This window comes from Paractinoplanes deccanensis (assembly GCF_016862115.1).
Classification (GTDB): domain Bacteria; phylum Actinomycetota; class Actinomycetes; order Mycobacteriales; family Micromonosporaceae; genus Actinoplanes; species Actinoplanes deccanensis.
In genome coordinates, this window is the sequence record NZ_BOMI01000118.1 from 44,028 (window position 1) to 67,252 (window position 23,225).

General features: G+C 70.2%; 24 protein-coding genes and 1 pseudogene. 19 read left to right on the forward strand and 6 right to left on the reverse strand.

All coding sequences use genetic code 11. The features are described 5' to 3' along the window. Positions 1 to 55 precede the first annotated feature (55 nt). The 8 genes from Ade02nite_RS30145 to Ade02nite_RS30180 are packed head-to-tail and all read left to right on the forward strand — an operon-like array spanning position 56 to position 9,047. Positions 56 to 1,708 (forward strand): ferritin family protein, encoded by a 1,653-nt coding sequence (locus tag Ade02nite_RS30145; RefSeq protein ID WP_239169176.1) that lies wholly within the window; start codon positions 56 to 58, stop codon positions 1,706 to 1,708. Positions 1,709 to 1,711: 3 nt separating this feature from the next. After that, positions 1,712 to 2,746, forward strand: coding sequence for an FAD-binding oxidoreductase (locus Ade02nite_RS30150; RefSeq protein ID WP_203771297.1), 1,035 nt, complete (start codon positions 1,712 to 1,714; stop codon positions 2,744 to 2,746). After that, the gene (locus Ade02nite_RS30155) at positions 2,746 to 3,915 is read left to right on the forward strand and encodes a ferritin family protein (protein ID WP_203771299.1); all 1,170 of its coding nucleotides are present in this window, start codon (positions 2,746 to 2,748) and stop codon (positions 3,913 to 3,915) included. The genes Ade02nite_RS30150 and Ade02nite_RS30155 overlap by 1 nt, the downstream gene beginning before the upstream one ends. Then, positions 3,912 to 4,283: a propane 2-monooxygenase effector subunit MimD gene (gene mimD / locus Ade02nite_RS30160; protein WP_203771301.1), complete on the forward strand. Its 372-nt coding sequence runs from the start codon at positions 3,912 to 3,914 to the stop codon at positions 4,281 to 4,283. Before Ade02nite_RS30155 ends, mimD begins: the two co-directional genes overlap by 4 nt. A gap of 2 nt (positions 4,284 to 4,285) precedes the next feature. After that, a complete protein-coding gene (locus Ade02nite_RS30165; RefSeq protein ID WP_203771303.1) occupies positions 4,286 to 5,365 on the forward strand; it encodes an amidohydrolase family protein in 1,080 nt (359 codons plus the stop codon). Between the two features lie 6 nt (positions 5,366 to 5,371). After that, positions 5,372 to 6,064: an iron-sulfur cluster assembly protein gene (locus tag Ade02nite_RS30170; protein ID WP_203771305.1), complete on the forward strand. Its 693-nt coding sequence runs from the start codon at positions 5,372 to 5,374 to the stop codon at positions 6,062 to 6,064. Between the two features lie 10 nt (positions 6,065 to 6,074). Beyond that, on the forward strand, positions 6,075 to 7,766 hold the full coding sequence (gene groL, locus Ade02nite_RS30175) for a chaperonin GroEL (protein ID WP_203771307.1): 1,692 nt from the start codon (positions 6,075 to 6,077) through the stop codon (positions 7,764 to 7,766). Then, positions 7,767 to 9,047 carry an Nramp family divalent metal transporter gene (locus Ade02nite_RS30180; RefSeq protein WP_203771309.1) on the forward strand — a complete coding sequence of 427 codons (1,281 nt, stop codon included), beginning with the start codon at positions 7,767 to 7,769 and terminating at the stop codon, positions 9,045 to 9,047. 32 nt (positions 9,048 to 9,079) lie between these two features. On the opposite strand, the gene Ade02nite_RS30185 is transcribed toward Ade02nite_RS30180, so the two are convergent. After that, a complete protein-coding gene (locus Ade02nite_RS30185) occupies positions 9,080 to 9,223 on the reverse strand; it encodes a VOC family protein (RefSeq protein ID WP_203771310.1) in 144 nt (47 codons plus the stop codon). Between the two features lie 192 nt (positions 9,224 to 9,415). Between Ade02nite_RS30185 and Ade02nite_RS30190 the strand changes: the two genes are divergently transcribed. Further along, complete coding sequence (locus Ade02nite_RS30190) at positions 9,416 to 9,934, forward strand: hypothetical protein (protein WP_239169177.1); 519 nt, start codon at positions 9,416 to 9,418, stop codon at positions 9,932 to 9,934. Between the two features lie 19 nt (positions 9,935 to 9,953). Here the strand turns inward: Ade02nite_RS30190 and Ade02nite_RS30195 are convergent, their stop codons facing one another. After that, the gene (locus tag Ade02nite_RS30195) at positions 9,954 to 10,676 is read right to left on the reverse strand and encodes a hypothetical protein (protein WP_203771312.1); all 723 of its coding nucleotides are present in this window, start codon (positions 10,674 to 10,676) and stop codon (positions 9,954 to 9,956) included. A gap of 118 nt (positions 10,677 to 10,794) precedes the next feature. Between Ade02nite_RS30195 and Ade02nite_RS30200 the strand changes: the two genes are divergently transcribed. Next, on the forward strand, positions 10,795 to 11,352 hold the full coding sequence (locus Ade02nite_RS30200; protein WP_203771314.1) for a YciI family protein: 558 nt from the start codon (positions 10,795 to 10,797) through the stop codon (positions 11,350 to 11,352). A 7-nt stretch (positions 11,353 to 11,359) separates the two neighbouring features. Here the strand turns inward: Ade02nite_RS30200 and Ade02nite_RS30205 are convergent, their stop codons facing one another. Beyond that, positions 11,360 to 11,659, reverse strand: a complete 300-nt coding sequence (locus Ade02nite_RS30205) for a hypothetical protein (RefSeq protein ID WP_203771316.1) — start codon at positions 11,657 to 11,659, stop codon at positions 11,360 to 11,362. 75 nt (positions 11,660 to 11,734) lie between these two features. Between Ade02nite_RS30205 and Ade02nite_RS30210 the strand changes: the two genes are divergently transcribed. The 3 genes from Ade02nite_RS30210 to Ade02nite_RS30220 all read left to right on the forward strand — a co-directional run bounded on the left by Ade02nite_RS30210 (position 11,735) and on the right by Ade02nite_RS30220 (position 13,728). Beyond that, positions 11,735 to 12,214, forward strand: a complete 480-nt coding sequence (locus Ade02nite_RS30210; RefSeq protein ID WP_203771318.1) for a hypothetical protein — start codon at positions 11,735 to 11,737, stop codon at positions 12,212 to 12,214. Between the two features lie 51 nt (positions 12,215 to 12,265). Further along, entirely contained in the window at positions 12,266 to 12,862 is a 597-nt protein-coding gene (locus Ade02nite_RS30215; protein WP_203771320.1) for a hypothetical protein, read from the forward strand. A gap of 86 nt (positions 12,863 to 12,948) precedes the next feature. Then, positions 12,949 to 13,728, forward strand: a complete 780-nt coding sequence (locus Ade02nite_RS30220) for an SAM-dependent methyltransferase (RefSeq protein ID WP_203771322.1) — start codon at positions 12,949 to 12,951, stop codon at positions 13,726 to 13,728. Here Ade02nite_RS30220 and Ade02nite_RS30225 read toward each other — a convergent pair. After that, the gene (locus Ade02nite_RS30225) at positions 13,725 to 14,669 is read right to left on the reverse strand and encodes an acyltransferase domain-containing protein (protein WP_203771324.1); all 945 of its coding nucleotides are present in this window, start codon (positions 14,667 to 14,669) and stop codon (positions 13,725 to 13,727) included. The genes Ade02nite_RS30220 and Ade02nite_RS30225 overlap by 4 nt on opposite strands. A gap of 53 nt (positions 14,670 to 14,722) precedes the next feature. Continuing rightward, a complete protein-coding gene (locus Ade02nite_RS30230; protein WP_203771326.1) occupies positions 14,723 to 14,950 on the reverse strand; it encodes a hypothetical protein in 228 nt (75 codons plus the stop codon). Positions 14,951 to 15,256: 306 nt separating this feature from the next. Here Ade02nite_RS30230 and Ade02nite_RS30235 point away from each other — a divergent pair, with 306 nt between their 5' ends. Together Ade02nite_RS30235 and Ade02nite_RS30240 are read left to right on the forward strand one after the other, a co-directional pair. Further along, complete coding sequence (locus Ade02nite_RS30235; protein ID WP_239169178.1) at positions 15,257 to 15,460, forward strand: hypothetical protein; 204 nt, start codon at positions 15,257 to 15,259, stop codon at positions 15,458 to 15,460. Between the two features lie 155 nt (positions 15,461 to 15,615). After that, on the forward strand, positions 15,616 to 17,085 hold the full coding sequence (locus Ade02nite_RS30240) for a helix-turn-helix domain-containing protein (RefSeq protein WP_203771330.1): 1,470 nt from the start codon (positions 15,616 to 15,618) through the stop codon (positions 17,083 to 17,085). 42 nt (positions 17,086 to 17,127) lie between these two features. On the opposite strand, the gene Ade02nite_RS30245 is transcribed toward Ade02nite_RS30240, so the two are convergent. Further along, positions 17,128 to 18,078 (reverse strand): TIGR03560 family F420-dependent LLM class oxidoreductase, encoded by a 951-nt coding sequence (locus Ade02nite_RS30245; protein ID WP_239169179.1) that lies wholly within the window; start codon positions 18,076 to 18,078, stop codon positions 17,128 to 17,130. A gap of 63 nt (positions 18,079 to 18,141) precedes the next feature. Here Ade02nite_RS30245 and Ade02nite_RS30250 point away from each other — a divergent pair, with 63 nt between their 5' ends. From Ade02nite_RS30250 to Ade02nite_RS30265, 4 genes and pseudogenes are all read left to right on the forward strand, one after another. Beyond that, entirely contained in the window at positions 18,142 to 18,723 is a 582-nt protein-coding gene (locus Ade02nite_RS30250) for a TetR/AcrR family transcriptional regulator (RefSeq protein ID WP_239169180.1), read from the forward strand. Positions 18,724 to 18,799: 76 nt separating this feature from the next. Continuing rightward, positions 18,800 to 21,562 (forward strand): peroxidase family protein, encoded by a 2,763-nt coding sequence (locus Ade02nite_RS30255; protein ID WP_203771334.1) that lies wholly within the window; start codon positions 18,800 to 18,802, stop codon positions 21,560 to 21,562. 82 nt (positions 21,563 to 21,644) lie between these two features. Continuing rightward, positions 21,645 to 22,616 (forward strand): alpha/beta hydrolase, encoded by a 972-nt coding sequence (locus Ade02nite_RS30260; RefSeq protein ID WP_239169181.1) that lies wholly within the window; start codon positions 21,645 to 21,647, stop codon positions 22,614 to 22,616. Between the two features lie 33 nt (positions 22,617 to 22,649). After that, positions 22,650 to 23,225: pseudogene (locus Ade02nite_RS30265) on the forward strand (PucR family transcriptional regulator); the annotation flags it as partial.

The window sequence follows — 23,225 nt, forward strand, 5'->3', positions numbered from 1 at the left end:
GCGGAGCTGTGACAAAACCCTGAAGAGGACGAAGCCACAGGTGAGGAGTTGACTCATGAGTCGGCAGAGCGTGGCGAGGGCTCATCAGAAGATCCAGGAGCTGTCCTGGGAACCGATGTACCACACGCCGGTCTCGCACTACGGAACGGACTACACGTTCCGCAAGGCACAGAAGAAGGACCCGCTCAAGCAGGTGCTGCGGTCGTACTTCCCGATGCAGGAGGAGAAGGACCACCGGGTCTACGGCGCCTCCGACGGCGCGATCCGCGGCAACATGTTCCGCCAGGTGCAGGAGCGCTGGCTGGAGTGGCAGAAGCTGTTCCTCTCGATCATCCCGCTGCCGGAGATCTCGGCGGCCCGGGCCATGCCGCTGCTGTTCCGCAACGTGCCCAACCCCGAGCTGCACAACGGCCAGGCCATCCAGATGATCGACGAGGTACGGCACTCGACGATCCAGCAGAACCTCAAGCGCCTGTACATGAACAACTACATCGACCCGGCCGGCTTCAACTCGAGCCTGCGCAACTTCCAGAACGACTACTGCGGCACGATCGGCCGCCAGTTCGCCGAGGGCTTCATCACCGGCGACGCGATCACCGCGGCCAGTATCTACCTGACCATCGTGGCCGAGACGGCGTTCACCAACACGCTGTTCGTCGCGATGCCGGCCGAGGCCGCCGCGAACGGCGACTACCTGTTGCCGACCGTCTTCCACTCGGTGCAGTCGGACGAGTCGCGGCACATCAGCAACGGGTACGCGACCCTGCTCATGGCGCTCGCCGACGAGGGCAACCACCAGCTTCTCGAACGGGATCTCCGGTACGCGTGGTGGAACAACCACCGGGTCGTCGACGCCGCGATCGGCACCTTCATCGAGTACGGCACCAAGGACCGCCGCAAGGACCGCGAGTCGTACGCCGAGATGTGGCGCCGCTGGATCTACGACGACTACTACCGCAGCTACCTCGTGCCGCTGGAGAAGTACGGCCTGGTCATCCCGCACGATCTGATCGAGGAGGCGTGGAACCAGATCTGGAACAAGGGCTACGTGCACGAGGTGGCCCAGTTCTTCGCGACCGGCTGGCTGGCCAACTACTGGCGGATCGACCCGATGACCGACAAGGACTTCGAGTGGTTCGAGCACAAGTACCCGGGCTGGTACGACCGCTACGGCAAGTGGTGGGAGAACTACAACCGCCTGAGCACGCCGAACGGCCACCACCCGATCGTCGCCGAGGACGTCGACTACCAGTACCCGCACCGCTGCTGGACCTGCATGGTGCCGTGCCTGGTCCGTGAGGACATGGTGATGGCCGAGGTCGACGGCCAGTGGCGCACCTACTGCCACGAGACCTGCCGCTGGACCGACGCCGAGGCGTTCCGCCCGGTCTACCAGGGGCGCAACACCCCGAACATGGGCCGGCTGATCGGCGCCCGCGAGTGGGAGACGCTCTACCACGGCTGGAACTGGGCGGACGTCGTGCAGGACATGGGGTTCGTCCGCGACGACGGCACGACCATGGTCGCGCAGCCGCACCTGCACCTCGACGACCCGAAGAAGATGTGGACGCTCGAGCACCTGCGCAGGATGCCTCACCTGCAGAGCCCGAACGTGCTGCTCAACGAGATGACGGACGAGGAGCGCGCCGCGTTCCACGCCTCCTATGTGCGGGGCGGGCCCGCCGGACGTTTCGCGCGCCCGGAATAGCAGATGGGCGACAAGCACCGGGTGAGGTTCGAGCCGGTCGGCATCGAGATCGAGGTCGACGAGGAGCGCACCGTGCTGCGCCAGGCGTCCGAGCAGGGGCTGATGCTCATGCACGGGTGCAAGGAGGGCCAGTGCGCCGCCTGCAAGTCGTTCGTGCTCGACGGCGACGACATCGAGCTCGACCGGTACTCCACGTTCGCGCTGCCCGACTACGAGAGGGAGGAGGGCTTCACGCTGCTGTGCCGGGCGCACGTGTACGAGGACGTGACGATCGAGCTGCTCAACTTCGACGAGGAGATGATCCGCTCGGGGCTGCCCATCGTGAACGCGGTGGCCGAGGTCGTGTCGATCACGCACGTGACGCACGACCTCCGGCACCTCGTGCTCAAGCTGATCGAGCCGGCCGAGATGACGTTCTTCCCCGGGCAGTACGTCGACATCAAGGTTCCGGGAACCGGCATCACCCGGTCGTTCTCGATGGCCGCCACGTCCGGCAAGGAGCTCGAGTTCGTCATCAAGGTCTATCCGGACGGGGTCTTCTCGTCGTTCCTCGACCAGAAGCTGCGAGTGGCGGACCGGCTCGAGCTGACCGGCCCGTTCGGCGTCTTCACGCTGCGCGACGCCCCGGACCGTGATCTGGTCTTCGTCGGCGGCGGGGCCGGGCTCGCCCCGATCCTCGCGCTGCTGCGGTCGATGGCTGAGCGCGGCGTCCAGCGCAGAGCCGTTTTCTACTACGGCGCCCGTACGGCGAAGGATCTGTGCTTTGTCGCCGAGATCGAGGCGCTGCGCGACAAGCTGACGGACTTCCGCTTCGTGCCCGCGCTCTCCGAGCCCGCCGACGGCGAGGACTGGGACGGCGAGGTCGGGTTCATCACCGACGTGCTCGCGCGGCACGAGGCCGATTTGAGCGGCGCGCACGCGTACCTCTGCGGCCCGCCCCCGATGGTCGAGGCGGCCATGCCGCTGCTCGCCTCGCTGGGAACGCCCGAGAAGCACATCTACTACGACAAGTTCACGACCACAGGTGGGGAGGACTGATGACGACCGCGCCGGAACGTAGTGTTCCCAAGCCCGTCTTCACCGACGCCGAGGCCGGTGCCAAACAGTTCCCGGACTCGACCGCGCGAAAGTTCAATTACTTCGTCCCGCAGAAGCGCAAGCAGACCCACTACGAGGACGTCACGGTCGAGGTGCAGCCGGACCCACGGCACTACCTCGCCCAGGGCTGGCTGTACGGGTTCGCCGACGGCCAAGGCGGCTACCCGCTGGACTGGACCGTCCTCAAGGCCTGGGGCAGCGACCGCCCCGAGCCGCAGCGGGGCCCCGGCTCGGGCGGGCGGGGCTACGAGTGGCCGGCGCACGGCTGGCACGAGTTCCGCGACCCCAACGAGGAATGGGAGCTGTCGCTCTACCGCTACAACGCCAACGTCGTACGCCAGGTGAACGCGAACGTGGAGGCGGCCAAGCGGGCCAAGGCGTTCGACCAGTGGAACCCCAACTGGATCCGGTTCGTGGCGCAGCACGTGGGCGCGTGGATGCACGTCGACCACGGTCTCGGCCTCTACCTGTTCGCGAACGCCAACCGCCGCGGCCCGACCAACATGCACAACACCGCGATCGCCGTGAACAGCATGCACCTGATCCGGGCCGCCCAGGACCTGGCGCTCTATCAGCTCACCCTCGACGAGGAGATCGAGAGCTTCTTCGGCGCGGCCCACCTCGAGACGTGGAACTCCGACCCCACCTGGCAGGGCGTGCGTGACCTGGCCGAGCGCCTGACCGCGATCGACGACTGGGCCGAGGCGGTCTTCGCCGCCAACGTCGTCTTCCAGCCGCTGGTCGGCGAGCTGTTCCGCAGCCAGCTGGTGATGCAGGCGGCGCCGCGCAACGGCGACTTCGTCACCCCGACCATCGTGGGCGCCGAGGAGTTCGACTTCTCCGAGCGCGACCTGCGCTACACCCTGGCGCTGTTCGACCTGCTCACCAACGACCGCGAGTTCGCCGAGCACAACCTGCGGATCATGAACGGGTGGCTGGCCGAGTGGGTCGGCCGGACGATCCCCGCGGCCCGGGCCCTCCAGCCGCTGTGGTCGCAGCCGGACGCGAAGCCGATCCGCTTCGAGGACGCGCTGGACCGGGTCAAGAGCCGCTTCGCCGGCATCGTCGAGGACCTCAGCCTGGACCTCCCGAAGGAGCTGGAGCGATGACGCAGTTCAAGGTCGCGCAGAGCCCGTTCAAGCCGGACAGCAGCCCCTCCAACATGTGCGGCTTCACGCTGATGAACAACCAGATCGGCGTGGTGGTCGCCGAGGTCATGAAGACCAAGCCGGGGGTGCGGGTGACGCCGCTGCCGTCGATGATCCGCGTGGACGCCACCAACCGGATGGACGTGGTCTACGACGAGGTCTCCGAGGCGCTCGGCGAGGAGCCCGGCTTCTTCGACATGGCCCAGTTCGAGGAGAGCATGTCCACCCACTACGGCCGCATGATCCACGAGGACGACCGCACCATCATGTTCGCCAACCCCGAGGACGCCGCCGAGTACCTCGGCTTCGACCTCCGGCCGGGGAGGTAATCGTGTACGAGAAGGACGGGGAGAAGTACTTCGTCGTCGACAGCCACATGCACTACTGGAGCGCCGGGCCGGACAACTGGGTGCCCGGGGCCGAGAAGTACGCCAAGGGCTGGATCGAGTGCTTCCACGCGTACCAGAGCCTGGCGCCGGAATCGACGCACTGGCCCATCGAGAAGTTCATGAGCTACACCGAGGACGACCTGATGAGGGACGTCTTCACCGACGGGTACGTCGACGTGGCGATCTTCCAGCCCACGTACCTGACCGAGTGGTACCGGGAGGGCTTCAACACCACCGAGCGCAACGCCGCCCTCGGCGCCAGGCACCCCGGCAAGTTCATCGCGAACACCCGCTGGGACCCGCGCGACGGCGACGACGGCCTCAAGCGGCTCGCCGAGAACGTCGAGCGCTTCGGCAGCATAGGGGTGAAGCTCTACACCGCCGAGTGGAACAACGGCTCGCGCGGCTGGACGCTGAAGGACCCCGGCGCGTACCGCTATCTGGAGAAGTGCCAGGAGCTGGGCATCAAGAACATCCACGTGCACAAGGGCCCGACGATCTGGCCGCTGGACAAGGACGCCTTCGACGTGTCGGACGTCGACCGCGCGGCCACCGACTTCCCGGACCTCAACTTCATCGTGGAGCACGTCGGCCTGCCGCGCATCGAGGACTTCTGCTTCATGGCGACCCAGGAGCCCAACGTGTACGCCGGCCTGAGCGTCGTGATCGGCGGGCTCATGCACGCGCGCCCGCGGTTCTTCGCCAAGGTGATGGGCGAGCTGCTGTTCTGGGTCGGCGAGGACAAGATGACCTTCGGCAGCGACTACGCCATCTGGGAGCCGAAGTGGCAGATCGAGGGCTTCGTCGACTGGGACTACCCGAGTGACGAGTTCTCCGACTACCCGCGGGTGACCACGGCGACCAAGAAGAAGATCCTCGGGCTCAACGCCGCCCGGCTGTACGGGATCGAGGTGCCGCCGGAGCTCCAGCTCCACGACGAGGCACCGGCCGCCCGGGACGCCTCGGTCGGGGTGAGCTCCGCGTCGCCGGCAGCCTCGCCGGCGTCCTCGCTCGGCGGATGACGGCGGATGACCGCCGCTGTCACGGAGTCGCGCATCCTCGCCGCGCTGGCGGAGGTGCGCGATCCCGAGCTGGACGAGCCGATCACCGAGCTGGGCTTCGTGGCGTCCGCCGCCGTCGACGAGCACGGCGCCGCCGAGGTGCACCTGCGACTGCCCACGTACTTCTGCGCGCCGAACTTCGCGTATCTCATGGTGGCGGACGCGTACGACCAGGTCTCGGCCCTGAACGAGGTCTACCTTGTGACGATCGTCCTGGACGATCACTTCGCGTCCGAGGCGATCAACGAGGGGGTCGCGGCCCGCGCCGGATTCGTCGGCTCCTTCGGCGACGAGGCGGTGGACGAGCTCGACCGGCTGCGCGCCGACTTCCTGCGCAAGAGCGTGCTGGCCGGCACCGACGTGGTGTGCCGGCCGCTGGTCGCCGCGGGCGCGACCCCCGTGGACCTGGCCGGCGCGGTGCTCGGCGGCCTGCCGCCGTCGCCGGCGCTGGCGCGGTTGCGGCGACGGCGACGCGAGCTGGGGCTGCCCGCGGGCGACGGCGCGCCGCTGCTCATCGACCCGCGGACCGGCGAAGCGGTCGGCGCCGACGGCGTACCGCTGCATCTGCGCAAGGCCCGGCTGACCCGCACCAGCCTCGACGCGAACACCAGTATCTGCCGCGGCATGCTGCGGCACCGCTACCCCACGGACAGCTTGTAAGGAGGCCCTCATGGCCAAGGAACTCCGATTCGGCGCGGACGCGCGGACCCTGCTGCTCACCGGCGTCGACAAGCTGGCCGAGGCGGTCAAGTCGACGCTGGGCCCCAAGGGCCGCAACGTCATCCTCGAGAAGATCACCGGCTCGCCCGTGGTCACCAACGACGGCGTGACCATCGCGCGCGAGATCCATCTGAAGAACCAGTTCGAGAACATGGGCGCCCAGCTGGTCAAGGAGGCGGCCATCAAGACCAACGACGTGGTCGGCGACGGGACCACGACGGCCACGGTGCTGGCTCAGGCGATCGTCCGCGAGGGCATGTCGGCGATCGGGGCGGGTGCCAACCCCGTACTCGTCAAGCGGGGTGTTGATCTTGCTGTGGACCGGCTCGTGGAGCGGCTGCGGACGGTGGCGCGCGAGGTGACCACGGAGCAGGAGCTGGCGCGGGTGGCGGCGATCTCGGCCAACGACGACGACGCGGTCGGCGCGGTGATCGCGAAGGCGCTGCACACGGTCGGCGACGAGGGCATCGTCACGGTCGAGGAGTCGGCGCTGAACGGGATGAGCGTCGACTTCGTCGAGGGCTTCGAGTTCGGCAACGGCTACCTGTCGCCCTACATGGTGACCGATCCGGCGCGGCTCACCGCGGTCGTGGACGACCCGTACATCCTGCTGAGCAGCGAGAAGATCACCAAGGTGCAGCAGCTCATGCCGCTGCTCGACAAGATCATGCGAGCGCCGCGACCGCTGATCATCATCGCCGAGAACGTCGAGGGCACCGCGCTGTCGATGCTCACCCACAACCACGTCAACGGCGTGTTCCAGTGTGTGGCCGTGCGCGCGCCCGGCTTCGGCGACCGCCGGTTGCACAAGCTCGAGGACATCGCCGCCATCACCGGCGGCGCCGTGCACAGCCGGCACTCCGGCTTCACGCTCGAGACGATGACGCTCGACCAGCTCGGCCGCGCCTCGCAGGTGCGCGTCGACGCCGAGCACACGGCCGTCATCGGCGGCGGCGGATCACCCGAGGCGATCGCGTTCCGGCTCACCCAGATGCGGGCCGAGCTCGAACGGGCCACCTTCGGCGCGGACGAGGACGTGCTCACCGAACGCATCGGCGCGCTCTCCGGCAAGGTCGCGGTCATCCGGGTCGGCGCGCCGACCAGCAGCGAGCTCAAGGAGCTCCAGCACCGGGTCGAGGACGCCCTGTCGGCCACCCGCGCCGCCATGGCCGAGGGCGTCGTGGCCGGCGGGGGCGCGGCCCTGCTGCACGCCCAGGACGCCCTGGACGGCATGGACCTCAAGGACGACTACGGCATCGGCGTCGAGATCGTCCGGCGGGCGCTGCCCGAACCGGCGTTCCTGATCGCGACGAACGCCGGTTACTCCGGCCCCGAGACCGTCGCCCGGATGGCGGAGCTCGGGCGCGACGACGGCTTCGAGGCGCTCCAGGGCCGCTACGGCAACATGATCGAGATGGGCGTGGTGGACCCGCTGCGCGTCGTGCGCTCGGCGCTGGAGAACGGCGCCTCGGTGGCCGGCCTGCTGCTCACCACCAACACCCTGGTCGCCGAGGAGCAGACCCCGTGGGGCGGCAGCCGCGCGCTGATGACCGAGATCGGCGAGCTCGACGAGGGCCTGCGGCAGCCGTCACCCGACTCGAGCACCCCGCAGTCGCTCGGCCTCGGCCCCTCGGTCGGATAGATGGGCCCGGTGAAGGGCGACGGCCTGGCCGTCGCCCCCTCCGACCTGCGCGGGTTGCTCTCCCGCGGCCGGGTGCGCGGGACGGTCGCGCTGCTCGGGCCCGCGTTCGTCGCCGCGGTGGCCTACGTGGACCCGGGCAACTTCGCCACCAACTTCACCGCGGGCGCCCAGTACGGCTACACGCTCGTCTGGGTCATCGTCGTCGCGAACCTCACGGCGATGCTGGTGCAGTACCTGTCCGCGAAGGCGGGCGTGGCCACCGGCCGGGACCTGCCCGAACTGTGCCGCGCGCACTTCCCGAAGCCGGTCTCGCGGAGCCTCTGGGTGCAGGCCGAGATCGTCGCGATGGCCACCGACCTGGCCGAGTTCGTGGGCGCGGCGATCGGCCTCTACCTGCTCTTCGGCGTGCCGCTGTTCGCCGCCGGCCTGATCACGGCGGTGGTGGCGTTCGGCATCCTCGCCCTGGAGCAGCGCGGCTACCGCCGCTTCGAGCTGGCCATCGCGGGCCTGCTCGGCATCGTCCTGCTGGGTTTCCTGTACGACCTGCTCGTCGTCGGCGCGGACCCGGCGGCCGTGGCCGCGGGCCTGGTGCCCCGGCTCGCCGGCGGCGACAGCGTGCTCCTGGTCTGCGGCATCATCGGCGCGACGGTGATGCCCCACGTCGTCTACCTGCACTCGGCGCTGACCAAGTCGCGGGTCGCCTGCAAGGACGACGCGGAACGAGCCGAACTGCTGCGCTTCCAGCGCCTCGACGTGATGATCGGCCTCGGCGCGGCCGGCCTGATCAACCTCTCGATGCTGGTGGTCGCGGCGTCGCTCTTCCACGAAGGCGGACTGACCTTCCACGAGGGCGACGCGATCCAGGAGGCCCACCGAGGGCTCGCCACCATGGTGGGCGGCGCGGCGGCGCTCGCCTTCGCGGTGGCGCTGCTGGCCTCCGGGCTCTCGTCGTCGAGCGTCGGCACGTACGCCGGCCAGGTCGTCATGCAGGGCTTCATCCGCCGCCGGATCCCGCTCTTCGCCCGCCGCGCGGTGACGATGGCGCCGGCCCTGCTGGTGCTCGGGCTGGGCCTGCCGCCCACGGACAGCCTGGTGATCTCGCAGGTGGTGCTGTCGTTCGGCATCCCGTTCGCGCTGATCCCGCTCCTGCTGCTGACCCGCCGCCGCGACATCATGGGCGTCTTCGTCAACCACCCGGCAACCACCGCGAGCGCCGCCACGGTGGCGGTTCTGATCATCGGCCTGAACGCGTTCCTGCTGCTGGAGACGTTCGTCCTCTAGGGCTGTTCACCGGGCGCCCGGGGACGCCACGATCACCCGATCTCCAGGCCGGCGTAGGCGGGCTCGCCCTCCGGCGGGAACTGGTAGGTCACCTTGCCGCCGAGCAGATCACGGTAGAACCCCAGCGACCGCCCCAGGTCCGGAGTGGTCAGGATCGGAAACACTTCGTCGAACACGCTCAGCTCCTCGTCGCCCGGGTGCGTTCGTTCACCAAAGCACATTCGGCGGACTCCTTCCGCCCCGCGCGGCGTGATCACATGCGCGCTGGGGCGGCTGCGCTGAGGACGTCGCGGGCGACCATCTATCGCAAGACCTTCTCCATTCGCCCCGACTGCGTGCCCAGACCCCGGCACGGCACAATCTTGGGCGTGAAGACGCGGTTCCTGGTCGTGCACGACTACGGCATGGGCGGCTTGTGGTGGTGGATCCACGCCGATTCTCCGGCCCGGATCGTGGAGACGTTCGCCGAGGTGGAGGTCGTCGAGGACCCGAACGTCGTGGCGCAGTTCGCGGACGACGGCCTGGACGAGGTGGACATCGACGCCCTCGTCATGCCGCCGGGCCTGGACGGCCTGCGCGACCAGCGCGACGCGCAACGCGGCCTGCCCGGTTTCGGCGCCTTGGCCGGACGAGACGTCGTGCACCTGCGGCGCCCCTGGGACGAGGTCGACGGAACCCCGCCGAACATCTACTTCGAGGAGCTCGGATCCGACGGCCGCCGGCTGCGCCAGGTCGAGGTGTACCGCGACGGCACCGCGATCAGGACCGGCGCCGGCGATTGGCCGATCAACCCGCCGACCGACCTCCACGATCCGGGCCTGCCGCAGTGGGAGATCAGCGCCGACGAGTTCGAGCAGGCATGGCGGCAAGCCCGGCGCGAGGACTGACGCCGCCGGCGTGGCCTGATCACATGCGTGCTTGGGCGCCCAGGGTCACCTCCTTGACCAGCGTCCTCAGGCGGCCCGTGCTCGCCACGAGCTCGGTCTCGAAGTCGACGGCCGCCGGGTCGGCGGCGAGCACTCGGTCCCGCACCACGTGCACGCTCGCCGGCGTGAAAGGCAGGATGTTCCAGCTGTCCATCAGGCGGGCGTGCCGGATCCAGAAGTGTGACCGGAGAACGCCCTCCGCGCCGAGCCCGAATATGTTGAAGTAGACGATCGCTTGCCGCGCGGTGGAGGTGGCGGTCAGGGAGTTGCTGATGAAGGCCACGAATTCCTGGAGGTCGACTTCCAGGGCGCTCGTCAGGAAGGCCGTGGCGCCTCGCCGCTGCAGGTCGTCGATCGTGGAGCCGAAGTCGGCCATCGCTTCCTTGAACGCGGTCAGGGCCTCCGCGTCGTGACTCTTGGCGTCGCGGTGCACCCGGTACTGGTCGAAGGCGCCCGTGAGCTTCGTCAGCGCGACAGCGATCGGGACGTACACGCTCTCGGTGTATTTGCGCGCGTTCTCCAGGTAGCTCTCGCGCAGCTTCTGCCGATACGCGACCTCGATCTCGCGCACTTTCCTGTTCGCGGCGATGACGGAGGCCGTGGCTGTCACCGCGGCCCCGAGAACCGCCGCCGCACCGGCGATGACCGCCGTGAGCCAGGAGGGCACCTGATCGGCCGGGGCCGCGACCACGTCGAACGTCATGGGCCAATGCTCGGCGAGGACCGAGGGAGAATCATTGCCTCGGTCGGTGGATTCCGCCTACATGATCGGCGGACAGCGCACCCTCGATGCGGTATCGGCGGCGTGCGATCCTGCTCCGGTGGATTTCTTCTTCTACTGCCGGGACCGGGACGGCGCCGGGGAGCTGCGGGAGCGGCTCGTCAAGGAGCATTGGGCGTTCATGGACCGGTACGCCGACGGGATGATCGCCCGGGGGCCCACGCTCACCGGCGACCTCGAAGGGGCCACCGGCAGCGTCCACATCGTCGAGCTGGCGGGCGCCGAGGCCGCGCGCGTTTTCGCGTACGAGGAACCGAATTATCTTGCGGGGGTCTATCGGTCCGTCATGGTGCGGCGGTACGTCGACCTGCTGGGGCGCACGATGTGGGACTTCCCGGGTCGCGGGGAGCCGCGTGAACGTCATCTGATCCTCGCCCACGCCAAGCCGCTCGCGGACTGGCCGGGCACCGAGCCCGCCCTCGACCGGGACCGGCTGATCGCCTACGGGCGGTTGCTGTCGGAGAACACGGAGGACTGGGAGGGGGCGGCCGTGATCGGCCAGTTCGACGATCCGTACGCGATCCGCGACGTCTTCGCCGCGACCGGGGCGTACGACCGGGTCGAGGTGCACCCGTGGACCTTCGGCGGGCGCCGCTGACCCTCGGCTACCCGATCTCGGCGAGGAATCGCTCCATCGCCGTGCCGACGACCCCGAGCGCGTCCGTGTAGGCCCGCAACGGTCCCGGCGGCCGCAGCCCGTGATCGCCGCCCTCGATCGTGACGATCGTCTTGCCCGACGCCGCGGCGATCTCGGGCAGCCAGCTCGGATCGCGCGTTCCGCCGACGAGCAGCGCCGGCGCCGGGTTGCGGGCGGCGCCGCGGTCGGCCAGCGCCTCGGTGGCGAGGCTCAGCAGGGGCGCCTGCGTGCCGTAGAGCCGGCCCGGCACGACCACGCCATGCATCATGCGACCGACTGTATCGTTCTCGCATTCTTTTGGGAATTCTGTTCGCTTTTGGTGCTAGCTCTTACTATGTCGTGCGTGATTCTGGCGGACGAGCCGAATATCGCCGACTGGATAAGCTCGGTGGGGCAGGCCCTCGGAGCTTTGTTCACCGCGGCCGCGGTCATTGTCGCGCTGTGGATTTCCCATCGGGACGGCAAGCAGCGCAGGGCCGACGATCTTTCTCGCCTCACCGCGCACGCGAGGCTCGTCAGGGTGAAGTCGGTGAAGCTTTTCGACGCGACCCCCACGGTGAAAGGGGACGCTCAGAACGAGCTTCACGTCCTTGTCTGCAATTATGGCGACCGCCCGATTCTGGGTGTGGAACTGCTCGCCTGGACGTCCTTCGGTGACACGAAAGCGCAGGTGATTCCCGAGCCGCAATGGCGCAGCGTGACGGAGGAGGTCTTCCCGGGCCGGACGCGTGTCGCCATCCAGCCGCGCGGCCCGCTGGACGACACGGCGGTGCACCCCCGCGGTGAGCCCCGGGCCGGCAGTCCTGACGCCGGCCGCACTTGATCATGTCCGGTAGGGTGCGGATCCATGCGTTCCGGGCGATACCTTCCGATCGTGGCGCCGTTCCTTCTGGCAGCGTGCGCCGCTCCGGGCACGGCGCCCGGTGGTCCGAAGCCCGAGCCCACCGCGGCCGTGGCTGTCTCGCTGCCGCCGGCGGTCGACGTTCTGCCGTGCACCAAGGCCGAGATCGGTGCGGGCCGCAGCGCGAAGGCCGCCGAGGTGGCCACGCCGGCCAGTGACGGGCCGCTGGTCCGGCCCTCGAACGAATACCTCGACGACGACTACCGCGCCGAGATGCTGCGCCGCCAGATGGACGCGAACGACGCCTACCTGGACCGGCGGCAGCTGCCCGCATCGGCGGTGCCGGGCGCGATCCGGTGCGCGCTGAGCGCCGAGGACGCGCTCGAGACCCTGCACCGGACCAAGGTGTACGACGTGACGGCCGTCCAGGAAGCCCTGGCGGCCAAGGGGTTGCCCGACTCGACCGTCCGCAAGCCCGGCAGCCGCGATCGCGCTCCCGGCGACGGCGTGGTCTTCGCCGCGTGGACCGGTCAGGCCTGCGTCGTCGGGCACCTGAGCCCCACGTACGGATACCGCGTCGAATACGGCAGCACGACCGCCGACGGCGGCTGCCTGCCCGCCGCGGACTGACCCCGGCCGGCGTCCATAGTGGAGTGCTCCGCTCGCGGGCGGTAGCATGCGGGCTCATCGGTCGGCGTTGGCGGTGGGGGCCCTTCATGAGCGACGAGTTCGACACCGGTGTCCCGCATTCGGCGCGGGTCTGGAACTACTGGCTGGGCGGCAAGGACAACTTCGCGGCCGACCGGGCGGTGGGCGACCAGTTCGCGGGGCTCTACCCGGACATCACCGTGGTGGCGCGGTCGTCGCGGGCGTTCCTCAAGCGCGCCGTCACGTTCCTGACCGGAGAGGTGGGCATCCGGCAGTTCCTCGACGTGGGCACCGGCATCCCGAGCGCCGAGCACACGCACCAGGTGGCGCCGGGCGCGCGGGTCGTCTATGTGGACAACGATCCGCTGGTGCTGGCGCACGCCCGGGCCGTCCTGCCCGGCATGCCGGAGGGCGGCGCCGACTACCTCGACGCGGACCTGCGGGATCCGGCGGCGCTCCTCGCGGCGGCGGGCGGCAAGCTCGACCTGTCGCGGCCCACCGGGCTGATCCTGATGAACATCCTCGGGCACGTGCCGGACCTCGACGAGGCGGCGGGCATCGTGCGCCGGCTCCTCGAGGCGCTGCCGCCGGGCAGCTACCTGGTGACCGCCGACGGCACCAATGTGCTCGACGGCCCGGCCTTCGAGGAGGCGATCGGGGTGTGGAACGCGAACGCGCCGCTCTCGTACCATCTGCGCCGCCCCGAGGAGCTGTCCCGCTTCCTCGACGGGCTGGACGTCGTCGAACCGGGTCTGGTGCCGTGTGCGCGGTGGCGTCCGGCGCCGGACGCCACCGCCGAGGACCTTCGTGAGGTGGACGAGTTCGGGGCCGTGGCACGCAAGCCCTAGAAGGCGAAGGTGCCCTTGCGCCATCGCCAGTGGCGGCCGGCCTTCAGGTGGTCGACGACCGCGCGCCGCAGGCGGGTGTCGCGCGGCAGCTGGTCGAGGGGCGTGGTGAGGCTGCGGAACACGAAGCGCAGCACCTCGACGTCGGCGTCCAGACCCTCCGGTTCCTGGTACGGCTCCAGCTCGAACCTGCGCTGGAACCGGGCGATGTTGGAGTCCTGGGGCAGATACTCCAGCAGTTGCGGGTCGAGCAGCCACGAGCCGCAGGAGAAGGCCGTGTAGCGCTCGTCCGGGAAGTGGCGTGGGAAGAAGGCGCGGGCCTCGTCGAGCGACGCGTCCACCGCCGCCGGGGTCATCGGGCCCGACTCGGGGATGTGCAGGCTGACGGCGCCGTCGCCGCGCTGGTGTTGCAGGCGGCCCAGCTCGTAGATGCCGCCGCGGGCGTGCAGCGTCAGCCAGCTCTGCATGACCGGCCAGCCCTCGCGGTTCATCCGCCGGTCGACCGCGAGGTTGCGGCCCAGGTCGGCGAGGGTCGTCCACGACACGTCGTCCGGGATGCCGTGGTCGCGGTGGTAGCCCCGGACGACATCGATCAGGGCGAGGTACGCGTACGCGTACAGATGGCACCAGGCGGGACCGCGATCGCGGGGCAGCTCCGGGCCGGGCACCAGCCAGCCGTGCCCGCCGAGATCGGCGCGGACCAGGGCGGTCGAGCGGTCGAGCAGCCAGCGCAGCTCGGGTGTCCACAGCGGGGAGCCGGGATCGGGCCAGCCCGCGAGGATCTCGGCGGCGTCGTCCGCCCGCACCGCCAGACGGTCCAGGAGCGCGGGCGCGTCGGCCTTGGCGGGCAGGGGAGCCGACGGGAGGCCGCCGGCGAGCCGGTGCACGCGCTCCACGTCCTCGCGCGGCACCCCGAGCCGGGACGCGATGTCAGACAGATCCACGCGGGCGACCTTACCGCCGCGCGGCGTTTCCGGCGGCCCTGCGGCCGGCGCTCTCAGGCGGCCAGCAGCCCGGCCACGCCGGCCACGGTCAGCACCACGCTGACCACGAACAGGGCCGGGTTGTGAGCGCCCCACCAGCGGATCCGGGAGCGGGCACAGCAGGGGACCTCGTCGATGCGCACGAGCCGGAGGGCGACGGCGTTCAGGACGGCGACCAGGATACCGAGCGCGCCGATCCGCAGCACCAGCGCGGCCACCTCGCCGAACGTCGTCGCCTCCATACGGCCATCTCACCCGCGGCGATCGCGGCACGGTGTCTCAGTCTGAGACACCTTCGCGGTCAGCGGGCGACGCTCGCCGGCCAGGCCGTCGGGCCGGCGGCTTGACAGCAGCGATACTGTGGCGTTGGCCGTACGCGGCGGCCTTACCGTCGGAAACTCCCGGCTGAGTTTCTCCGAGGACGGTTGAAGGGGTTCGCAACTCCCGCACGGTCTACGGCATTCACCCTTTCGGCATGTGGCTATCTCGATTGCGCTGACCGGGCAGCGGAACGGGAGAAGACCGTGCCATTTGTTGATCTTGGCTCTGTGTCCGGCGCCCTGACGCGTCCCCTCGTGGTCGCCGTCGCTCACCTGCCCATTCTCATCATCTCCTTCTGCGCGACGCCGCTGTGGCTGATGAGCTTTCTCAAGCCGGCCACCCATGGGGAAGTCGCTTTTCGCTTGGTGGGCGAGCTTCGGTCCTGGAGCCGCGACGTGGTCGACTCGGCCGGCGGCAGGCCGGTTCGGTGAGCCGCTCGAATCGCAAGGAAGGCGTCCGTCGGAGAAGTCGTTTCACGGGGGAGTCACACCAGCTCGCCTACGGCGAGACCAGGGGAAGGGCACGGGGTGAGCCGCTGATCGCGGACGCGTCGGCGCGGGAGCAACGGTGGATCGAATCGGCGTTGATGCACCGCCTGATCCTGCGGGCGCACGTGTTCGACGGGCACTCCGCCGGTCCCCGGTTCCCGCTGGCTGTGGAGGCGGTCCGCCCGTCGGCCGAGGGCCTTCGGCTGACGGTCTCGCCGGCCGACGTGCCTTACTTCGGCGCTGCTCTCACCGTGCGAGGCGCAGTGGACGAAGTCGTGATCCGGGGTGCGGCGGGCCGTGTCACGATCGAACCCGGGTGGGCGGAGAACGCCGAAGCGGCGGTGGCTGTGCGGTGCTCCTGGAAAGCCATGAGGTCGTCGATCGAAGCCGCGCCGCTCGTGTCGTACGTGTCGGGCTCGGCGCTGCGTGCCGGTGCCGATCGTGCCCCGAACCTGTCCGGAGCCGGCCGCGCGATTCTCAGCGCCTTACTGCGCAGGATCGCGCTCTTCGCTGAGCCGAGTGCGCTCGACTGGCTGTTCTCGTGCCACGCCTGGCTGACGAGTGACCGGCTGAGAACAGCGCCCGCGCCGCCGTCGCCTCTGCGGTCGGATCTGCTGGACGAAGCCTATGGCTTGCCGCCCGAACAGGTGCGGATGCTGGATCTGGGCCGTTCACCCGGCTCGGCCCGGCCCGTGGCGCCTCGCCTCGGTCCTGCGGTGCGCCCGTCGCAGGCGCACGAGATCCTGGGAGGCCGTCTGCGTTCCCTGCGTGCGTCGAACGACATGACGACGGAGTCGGCCGGGGCGAAGATATCCTCGTCCGCGGCGCGTGTGGCGCGGATGGAGCACGGCCGCGTGCGGATCAGCGAATCCGACCTCGAAAAGCTCATGACACTTTATGGCGTCACGGATTCCGCGGAGAGGGAATCGGTCCTGCGTCTCAACAGGCTGCTGAACGAGAGGGCCTGGTGGCAGCCGTACGGGTACGTCCTCGGCGAGGTGCTCGCCTCCAGTCTCGTCCTCGAATCCGCCGCGGAAATGGTCTGGTCATACGATGTTCGCGCGGTGCCGGCCCTCTTTCAGACGCGGGCCTACGCCGAAGCGGCCATGCGCTTTCAGCACGTCGACGGAGACATCGCCGAGTTGCTGGAGGTCCGCGCGCGTCAACAGCGGGAGATATTGCGTCCCGGTGGCGCGCACAGATGGGTAATCATCGATCTGTCGGCCCTCCATGACGGTCCCGGAGACGCTGATGTCATGCGCGGGCAGGTCGAATTCCTCCTGGAGGTCTCCCGGCTGCCGCATGTGACGGTTCAGATCCTCACGCCCGAGGCCAGTGCCTACGCGATGATGGGAAGCTCCTTCTCGTACATCCGGATGCCGGGTGTCGTCCTGCCGGATGTGGTTCATCTCCGGCCCTCCGGGACAGCCATGTTGTTGAGTGATCCCGAAGAGTCGGAGATGTATCACGTCGCCATGAACAGGATCAGTGTCTTGGCGCAGGTCCCGGCACACACCGAAGGGATTCTGCGAGCGGCGCTGCTCCGTGCCGAGGGGCCGAGCGGATGACGCGGTGGCTCGGCGACCGCCGGCGAGGCGTGTTGTGGCGGGTCAGGCGGTCACCAGCGGCCTGAGCGCCTCGCCGACCATGGTGACGACGCCGGGGCGGTGGCCGTTGCGCATGAGGTTGATGCAGATGCCGTCGACGCCGGCGCCGAGGATCTTCTCCTGGATCTGCTCCGCCACCCGGTCGGGGGTGCCGACGAAGGCGCGGGCGCGGCGGCCGTCGTCGAGGGTGGCGTCGAGCTCCTTGGCCTCCTGCTCCGTCTCGCCGACCATGCCGGTGGCCAGGAAGCTCGTGGCGAGCGTGGCCGGGTCGCGGCCGATCTCCTCGCAGCGCTGCCGCAGCACGGCGACCTTGCGGGGGAGGTCGTCGAGGTCGCAGATGATGTTCATGTGGTCGGCGAAGCGCGCGGCCAGCCGGAACGTCTTCTGCTCACCGGCGCCGCCCAGCATGATCGGGACGGTGCGCAGGCGCGGGTGGTTCATGGCGCCCCGGGCGGTGTACCACTTGCCGTCGAACGTGGCCTCCTCGCCGCGCAGCATCGGCGCGATGATCGTGAGGGCCTCCTCGAGGCGTTCGAAGCGCTCGCCGAAGGTGCCGAAAGTGAAGCCGTAGTCGTGGTGCTCGCGCTCGAACCAGCCCGCGCCGATGCCCAGGATCGCCCGGCCCTTCGAGATCACGTCCAGCGTGGTCACGGTCTTCGCGGTCAGTGCGGGGTTCCGGTACGTGTTGCCGGTGACCAGCGTCGACAGCTGCACGGCCGACGTCGAGGCCGCGAGCGCGGCGAGCGTCGTGTACGACTCGAGCATCGGGTTGTCGGGCGTGTTGATGCCGGGCAGTTGGTAGAAGTGGTCCATCACGAGCACGGTGTCGAAGCCGGCCGCCTCGGCCTCGCGGGCCTGGGCGGCGACCGTGTCGAACAGGTTCTCCACAGGCACGCCGGGATAGGTGAAGTTCGGGATCTGGTATCCGAGCCGGATGGTCACGGGTGCCTCCACGCCGTCGAAATGTAAGAGGGCTCTTACTTGCTAATGTAAGAGACCTCTCACATGGAGGCAACCGTGACGCGCTACCACCATGGCGATCTCCGCGCCGCGCTGGTCGAGGCGAGCTTCGGGCTGATCGCCGAGTGCGGGCTCCAGCGGTTCTCGGTCGCCGAGGTCGCTCGCCGCGCGGGCGTGAGCTCCGCCGCGCCGTACCGGCACTTCCCGGACCGTGCCCACCTGCTCGGCGCCGTCTCCGCGGTTGCGGCGCGTGACCTGCGCACCGAGATCGAGGGCGCCGCCGACGACGCGGGCGGCGACCCAAAGGCGCGCCTGGCGGCGGCGGCCGGCGCCTACGTGCAATGCGTGGGCGTGACCGGCGCCGGGATGAGCGTCATCTTCGCCGCGGAGCTGTACGAGATCGCCGACGACAAGCGCCGCGACGAGACGCGCGCCCTGATGACGACCCTGCTCGACCTCGCGTGGGCCGCGACCGACGCTGGGACGCATGCGGACGCCGTCCGGCTCATGGAGGCGACCCTCGCGATTGCCCATGGGTACGCGACGCTCTACCGGGAGGGGTTCTTCGCGGCCCGCGACCGCGCCCTCGACGAGATCGCCGATCGAGCCGTGGAGGCGGCCGCCGCGCTGCTCGACTGAGACGGCGCGCGGGTGGCCCGGCCGGGCGGATGACTGGTGGTGATCCACAGTTGCCGATGGCCGCTACGCTGCGCCGATGACCACCCGATGGCACGAGGTCTATCTGGGCGGTTCGCCGGAGGCGGAACGGCGGCTCTTCGAGCGGATGGCGCGGCGGATCCTCGAGACGCAACTGAAGAATCGCCGGGGCGGCGGGCCGATCGTGGCCGGGTTCCAGGCGAAGGGCACGTTCGCGACCGCGGCGGCGACGCTGCGATTCCTGGACGTGCCGCCGGAGCTGCGGACCGGCTATGCCGTGCCCGGCGCGCAATACCCGGCGGCGGTGCGGTTCAGCAACGCCGAGGGCCGCATCCTCGACGACCACGAGCCCGACCTGCGCGGTGCCGCCGTGCGGGTCACCGTGTCGGCCGACGAGCAGCACGACCTGTTGATGACGAACGCGCCGGTGTCGCACGCGCGCGACGCCCGGCAGTTCACCGAGTTCGCCGTCGCCACCGCGGGCGGTGGGGCCGGGCGCTATCTGGGGCTGGTGCGGCTCGCCTTCGTCCTCGGCCCGTTCGAGACCGTGCGGATGGTCCGCAACGTGCTCTCGGGGCGGCGGCGCATCACCAGCGTCGCGACCGAGACCTACTGGAGCCGGATCCCGATCGCCTGGGGCGACGAGGCCGTGCACTACCTCCTGCGGCCCGCGCCGGGCACGCTGCTCGCGGCGCCGCGCGACGGCTTCGACTTCCTGCGCGCGGAGATGACGTCACGGCTGCGGACGGCTGACGTACGGTTCGAGCTCTGCGTCAAGCGATACCGGGACGACCGGTCCACGCCCATCGAGGACGCGGCCGTCCCGTGGCGCACGCCCGAGGAGCCCGTCGCGGTGCTCACCATCCACAGTGGTGCCACCGACGACGAGGCCGTGCACGCGTTGCGGTTCAACCCGTGGAACACGACCGAGGAGTTCCGGCCGCTCGGCAACCTCAACAGGGTGCGCAAATCCGCGTACGACGTCAGCGCCGCACACCGCGACCACAGGCGCTGGGTCACCGAGGTGCCGTTGCGCAACCGCGTCGCGGGCGCGGCCATGCGGTCGATTTTCGGGGCGGTGAACCGGTTCCGGCCGTGGCACCGGCTCCCGTCGGCCCTGTCGCTGCTCAACCTGGCGGCGCTGCGGGACGTGCTGCGCCGGGAGAACCTGATCGACACGGAGCCGCGTGAGGCGCCGCCCACGGTCCGGCGGGTGCCCGATCCGGTGCCCGGGGACGTGCGTGAATTCCGTACCCATGAAGGCCTGTGGAACGACCTGTCCGAGCCGGCAATGGGCGCCGTGGGCGCCGCCTTCGGGCGCAACGTGCCGGCCAGGCCCGCACCCGAGCTCGCCGGCGAGCCGAACCCCGTGGTGGTGAGCCGGGAACTGTTGCACCGCGCCGAGTTCCGGCCGGCGACCTCGCTCAACATCCTCGCGGCGGCGTGGATCCAGTTCCAGGTGCACGACTGGGTGGTGCACGCGCGTCACCCGCTCGGCGTCGACGACGTCCGGGTGCCGCTGCCGCCGGGCATGCCGGGCTGGCAGAACACGCCGGGCGGCCCGATGGAGCAGGAGATGCGCATCGGCGGCAACATCACCCGCGACGGCGGCGTGCTCTTCGGCAACGTCGCGTCGCACTGGTGGGACGGCTCCGAGGTCTACGGCACCACGACGGCGAAGGCCCTCGAACTGCGCGACGGCGCCAAGCTCAGGATGACGCCGGACGGCTACCTGCCGGTGGACGTGGCAGGGTCGGAGATCACCGGCTTCAGCGAGGCCTGGTGGCTGGGACTCGGCGGGATGCACACGCTCTTCGCCCGCGAGCACAACGTCCTCTGCGACGAGCTTCGCGACCGCAATCCCCAGTGGAACGACGAGCGCGTCTATCAGACCGCGCGGCTCATCGTGGCGGCGCTGATCGCGAAGATTCACACGCTCGAGTGGACGCCCGCGATCCTCGCCACCGAGGTGCTGGAACGGGCGATGAACGTGAACTGGAGCGGCGTACCGCCGAAGGACTGGCTGAGCCGCGTGGGGCTGTGGCTCACCGACGTCAACGCGCTGCACGGCATTCCCGCCACGACGCCGGACCACCACGGGACGCCGTACTCGCTCACCGAGGATTTCGTCACGGTCTATCGGATGCACCCGCTGATCCCCGACGACTACACGTTCGCCGACGCGTCGAGCGGATCGGAGCTGTCGCGGCTCACCTTCCCGGAGATCTCCGGTGACCGTGCGGACGACGTACTGCGCAAGCTGGGGTTGACCAATGTCCTGTACTCGTTCGGCGTCGCGCATCCGGGGGCGATCGCGTTGCACAACTACCCACGGGCGCTTCTCAATATGGAACGCGAGGGCGAGCTCATCGACCTGTCCGTGGTCGACCTCGTGCGCACCCGGCGCCGCGATGTGCCGCGGTACAACGACTTCCGGGCCGCGCTGCACCTGCCGCGCATCACACGCTGGGAGGACCTGACGGCGGATCCCGCCTCGGTGCGGAAGCTGCGCGACGTCTACCGGTCGATCGACGAGGTGGACACGATGGTGGGCCTGTTCGCGGAGACCCCGCCCGACGGGTTCGGCTTCTCCGACACGGCGTTCCGCGTCTTCATCCTGATGGCGTCGCGGCGCCTGCAGAGCGACCGCTTCCTCACCGTCGACTACCGGCCGGAGATCTACACCCAGTTCGGCCTCGACTGGATCGCCGACACCAGCATGACCGCGCTGATCCGCCGGCACTGCCCGTCGCTGGGCGCGGTGATGCCGGCGAACGCCTTCGCGCCCTGGCCGTCGGCGTCCCCGCCGGGTGGCGGGTAACTTCCGCCACCCGGCGCTGGCTGAGAAGGGCGGGGGGGGCACAGGATGGTCGAAACATCTCCGTAACACAAAGGGGAATCCCGTGACGACCGTTCCGCCGCCGCCCTTCGACCCCGAGCTGGCCGCCGCCCTGGAGCTGATCCAGCAGGAGCTGCCCTCGCCACTGACCGCCGAGATGATCCAGCCGATGCGCGAGGGCAGCCGGATGGCCGACCTCAGCGACGAGCAGCTGGCCCGTGACGGCGCGTTCACCGTCGACCGGCGCATGGTGCCCGGCCCGGCCGGAGATCCGGAGATCGAGCTGCTCGTCCTGACCCCGGTGGGTGCGGGCACCGGCCTGCCCGGCATCTACCACACGCACGGCGGCGGCATGGTCGTCGGCACCAACCGTTCCGGCGTCGAAGGGTTCCAGGACTGGGCCGCCGAGGTGCCCGCGGTGATCGTCTCGGTGGAGTACCGGCTCGCGCCCGAACATCCGCACCCCGCGCCGGTCGAGGACTGCTACGCGGGTCTGGTGTGGACCGCCGAGCACGCCGAGGAGCTGGGCATCGACCCGTCGCGGATCGTGATCGCCGGAGGCAGCGCGGGCGGCGGCCTCGCGGCGGCGGTGGCCCTGATGGCCCGCGACCGGGGTGGGCCGGCGCTCGCGGGTCAGATGCTGCTCTGCCCGATGATCGACGACCGGAACGACACCCCGTCCGCGCTCCAGATGGCCGGCCTCGGGGTCTGGGACCGTACGGCGAACGACACCGGCTGGACCGCCCTGCTCGGCGCGGCGCGCGGCGGGCCGGACGTCTCGCCGTACGCGGCGCCCGCTCGTGCCACGGACCTCTCGGGCCTGCCGCCGGCCTTCATCGACGTCGGCTCGGCCGAGACGTTCCGCGACGAGGACGTGGCGTACGCGAGCCGCATCTGGCAGGCGGGCGGCCGGGCCGAGCTGCACGTGTGGCCGGGCGGCTTCCACGGCTTCGACGGGCTGGCGCCGCAGGCTGCCATCTCCCAGGAGGCGCGGGCGGCACGGTTGCGCTGGTTCAAGAGGCTGCTCGGGGCCTAGCGAAGGCGACCGGCGCGGGGGAGGATCACGAAGGTGAAGGACCTCGCCGTCCGGCTCGCCGCGCTCGACCCCGACGCCGGCGCGGCGCTGCGCGTGATCGCCTACTTCGACCGGCTGGTGGCGGACCGGGCGGGCCTGCGGTCCATCGTCCGCGGCGCGGCGGTGCTGGCCGGCTGCCCGGCGCGGCTGCACGACGACGAGCGCCGCGTCCACGTGCGCGTCGAGCCGGACGGCTCGTCCGCGCCACCCGGCGCCGCGGACCCGGCCTGGATGTCGGCGGCCGTCGACGAGGGCGCCACACTGACCCTCGAACGGCTCGGCGACCCCGGCCCGATCGAGGCGATGGTGCTGGAACGGGCGGCGGCGGCCGCGCGGACGGTCCTGGACCGCACCCGGGGCCACGCTTCCCGCGCCGATCCGGCCTCGGTGGAGCTCGTGGTCGACGCGTCGGCGCCGGAGCCCCTGCGGGTGCGGGCGGCGGCTCGGCTCGGCTTTCAGCCCACCGATGTGGTACGCGCTGTCGCGCTCGACGGCGCGCCACGGCTGGTCGCCGCGACGGCCGGTTTGGACTCCGCCGCCGCGCTCGCGGACGTGCCGCCCGGCCGGGTT

Excerpts from the sequence above, each read along its gene's own strand:
- Ade02nite_RS30255 (WP_203771334.1), top strand. The coding sequence starts at position 18,800 with ATGACCACCCGATGGCACGAGGTCTATCTGGGCGGTTCGCCGGAGGCG.
- Ade02nite_RS30240 (WP_203771330.1), top strand. The coding sequence starts at position 15,616 with ATGCACCGCCTGATCCTGCGGGCGCACGTGTTCGACGGGCACTCCGCC.
- Ade02nite_RS30195 (WP_203771312.1), bottom strand. The coding sequence starts at position 10,676 with ATGACGTTCGACGTGGTCGCGGCCCCGGCCGATCAGGTGCCCTCCTGG.
- Ade02nite_RS30220 (WP_203771322.1), top strand. The coding sequence starts at position 12,949 with ATGAGCGACGAGTTCGACACCGGTGTCCCGCATTCGGCGCGGGTCTGG.
- groL (WP_203771307.1), top strand. The coding sequence starts at position 6,075 with ATGGCCAAGGAACTCCGATTCGGCGCGGACGCGCGGACCCTGCTGCTC.
- Ade02nite_RS30155 (WP_203771299.1), top strand. The coding sequence starts at position 2,746 with ATGACGACCGCGCCGGAACGTAGTGTTCCCAAGCCCGTCTTCACCGAC.
- Ade02nite_RS30145 (WP_239169176.1), top strand. The coding sequence starts at position 56 with ATGAGTCGGCAGAGCGTGGCGAGGGCTCATCAGAAGATCCAGGAGCTG.
- Ade02nite_RS30205 (WP_203771316.1), bottom strand. The coding sequence starts at position 11,659 with ATGATGCATGGCGTGGTCGTGCCGGGCCGGCTCTACGGCACGCAGGCG.
- mimD (WP_203771301.1), top strand. The coding sequence starts at position 3,912 with ATGACGCAGTTCAAGGTCGCGCAGAGCCCGTTCAAGCCGGACAGCAGC.
- Ade02nite_RS30150 (WP_203771297.1), top strand. The coding sequence starts at position 1,712 with ATGGGCGACAAGCACCGGGTGAGGTTCGAGCCGGTCGGCATCGAGATC.
- Ade02nite_RS30230 (WP_203771326.1), bottom strand. The coding sequence starts at position 14,950 with ATGGAGGCGACGACGTTCGGCGAGGTGGCCGCGCTGGTGCTGCGGATC.
- Ade02nite_RS30180 (WP_203771309.1), top strand. The coding sequence starts at position 7,767 with ATGGGCCCGGTGAAGGGCGACGGCCTGGCCGTCGCCCCCTCCGACCTG.
- Ade02nite_RS30170 (WP_203771305.1), top strand. The coding sequence starts at position 5,372 with ATGACCGCCGCTGTCACGGAGTCGCGCATCCTCGCCGCGCTGGCGGAG.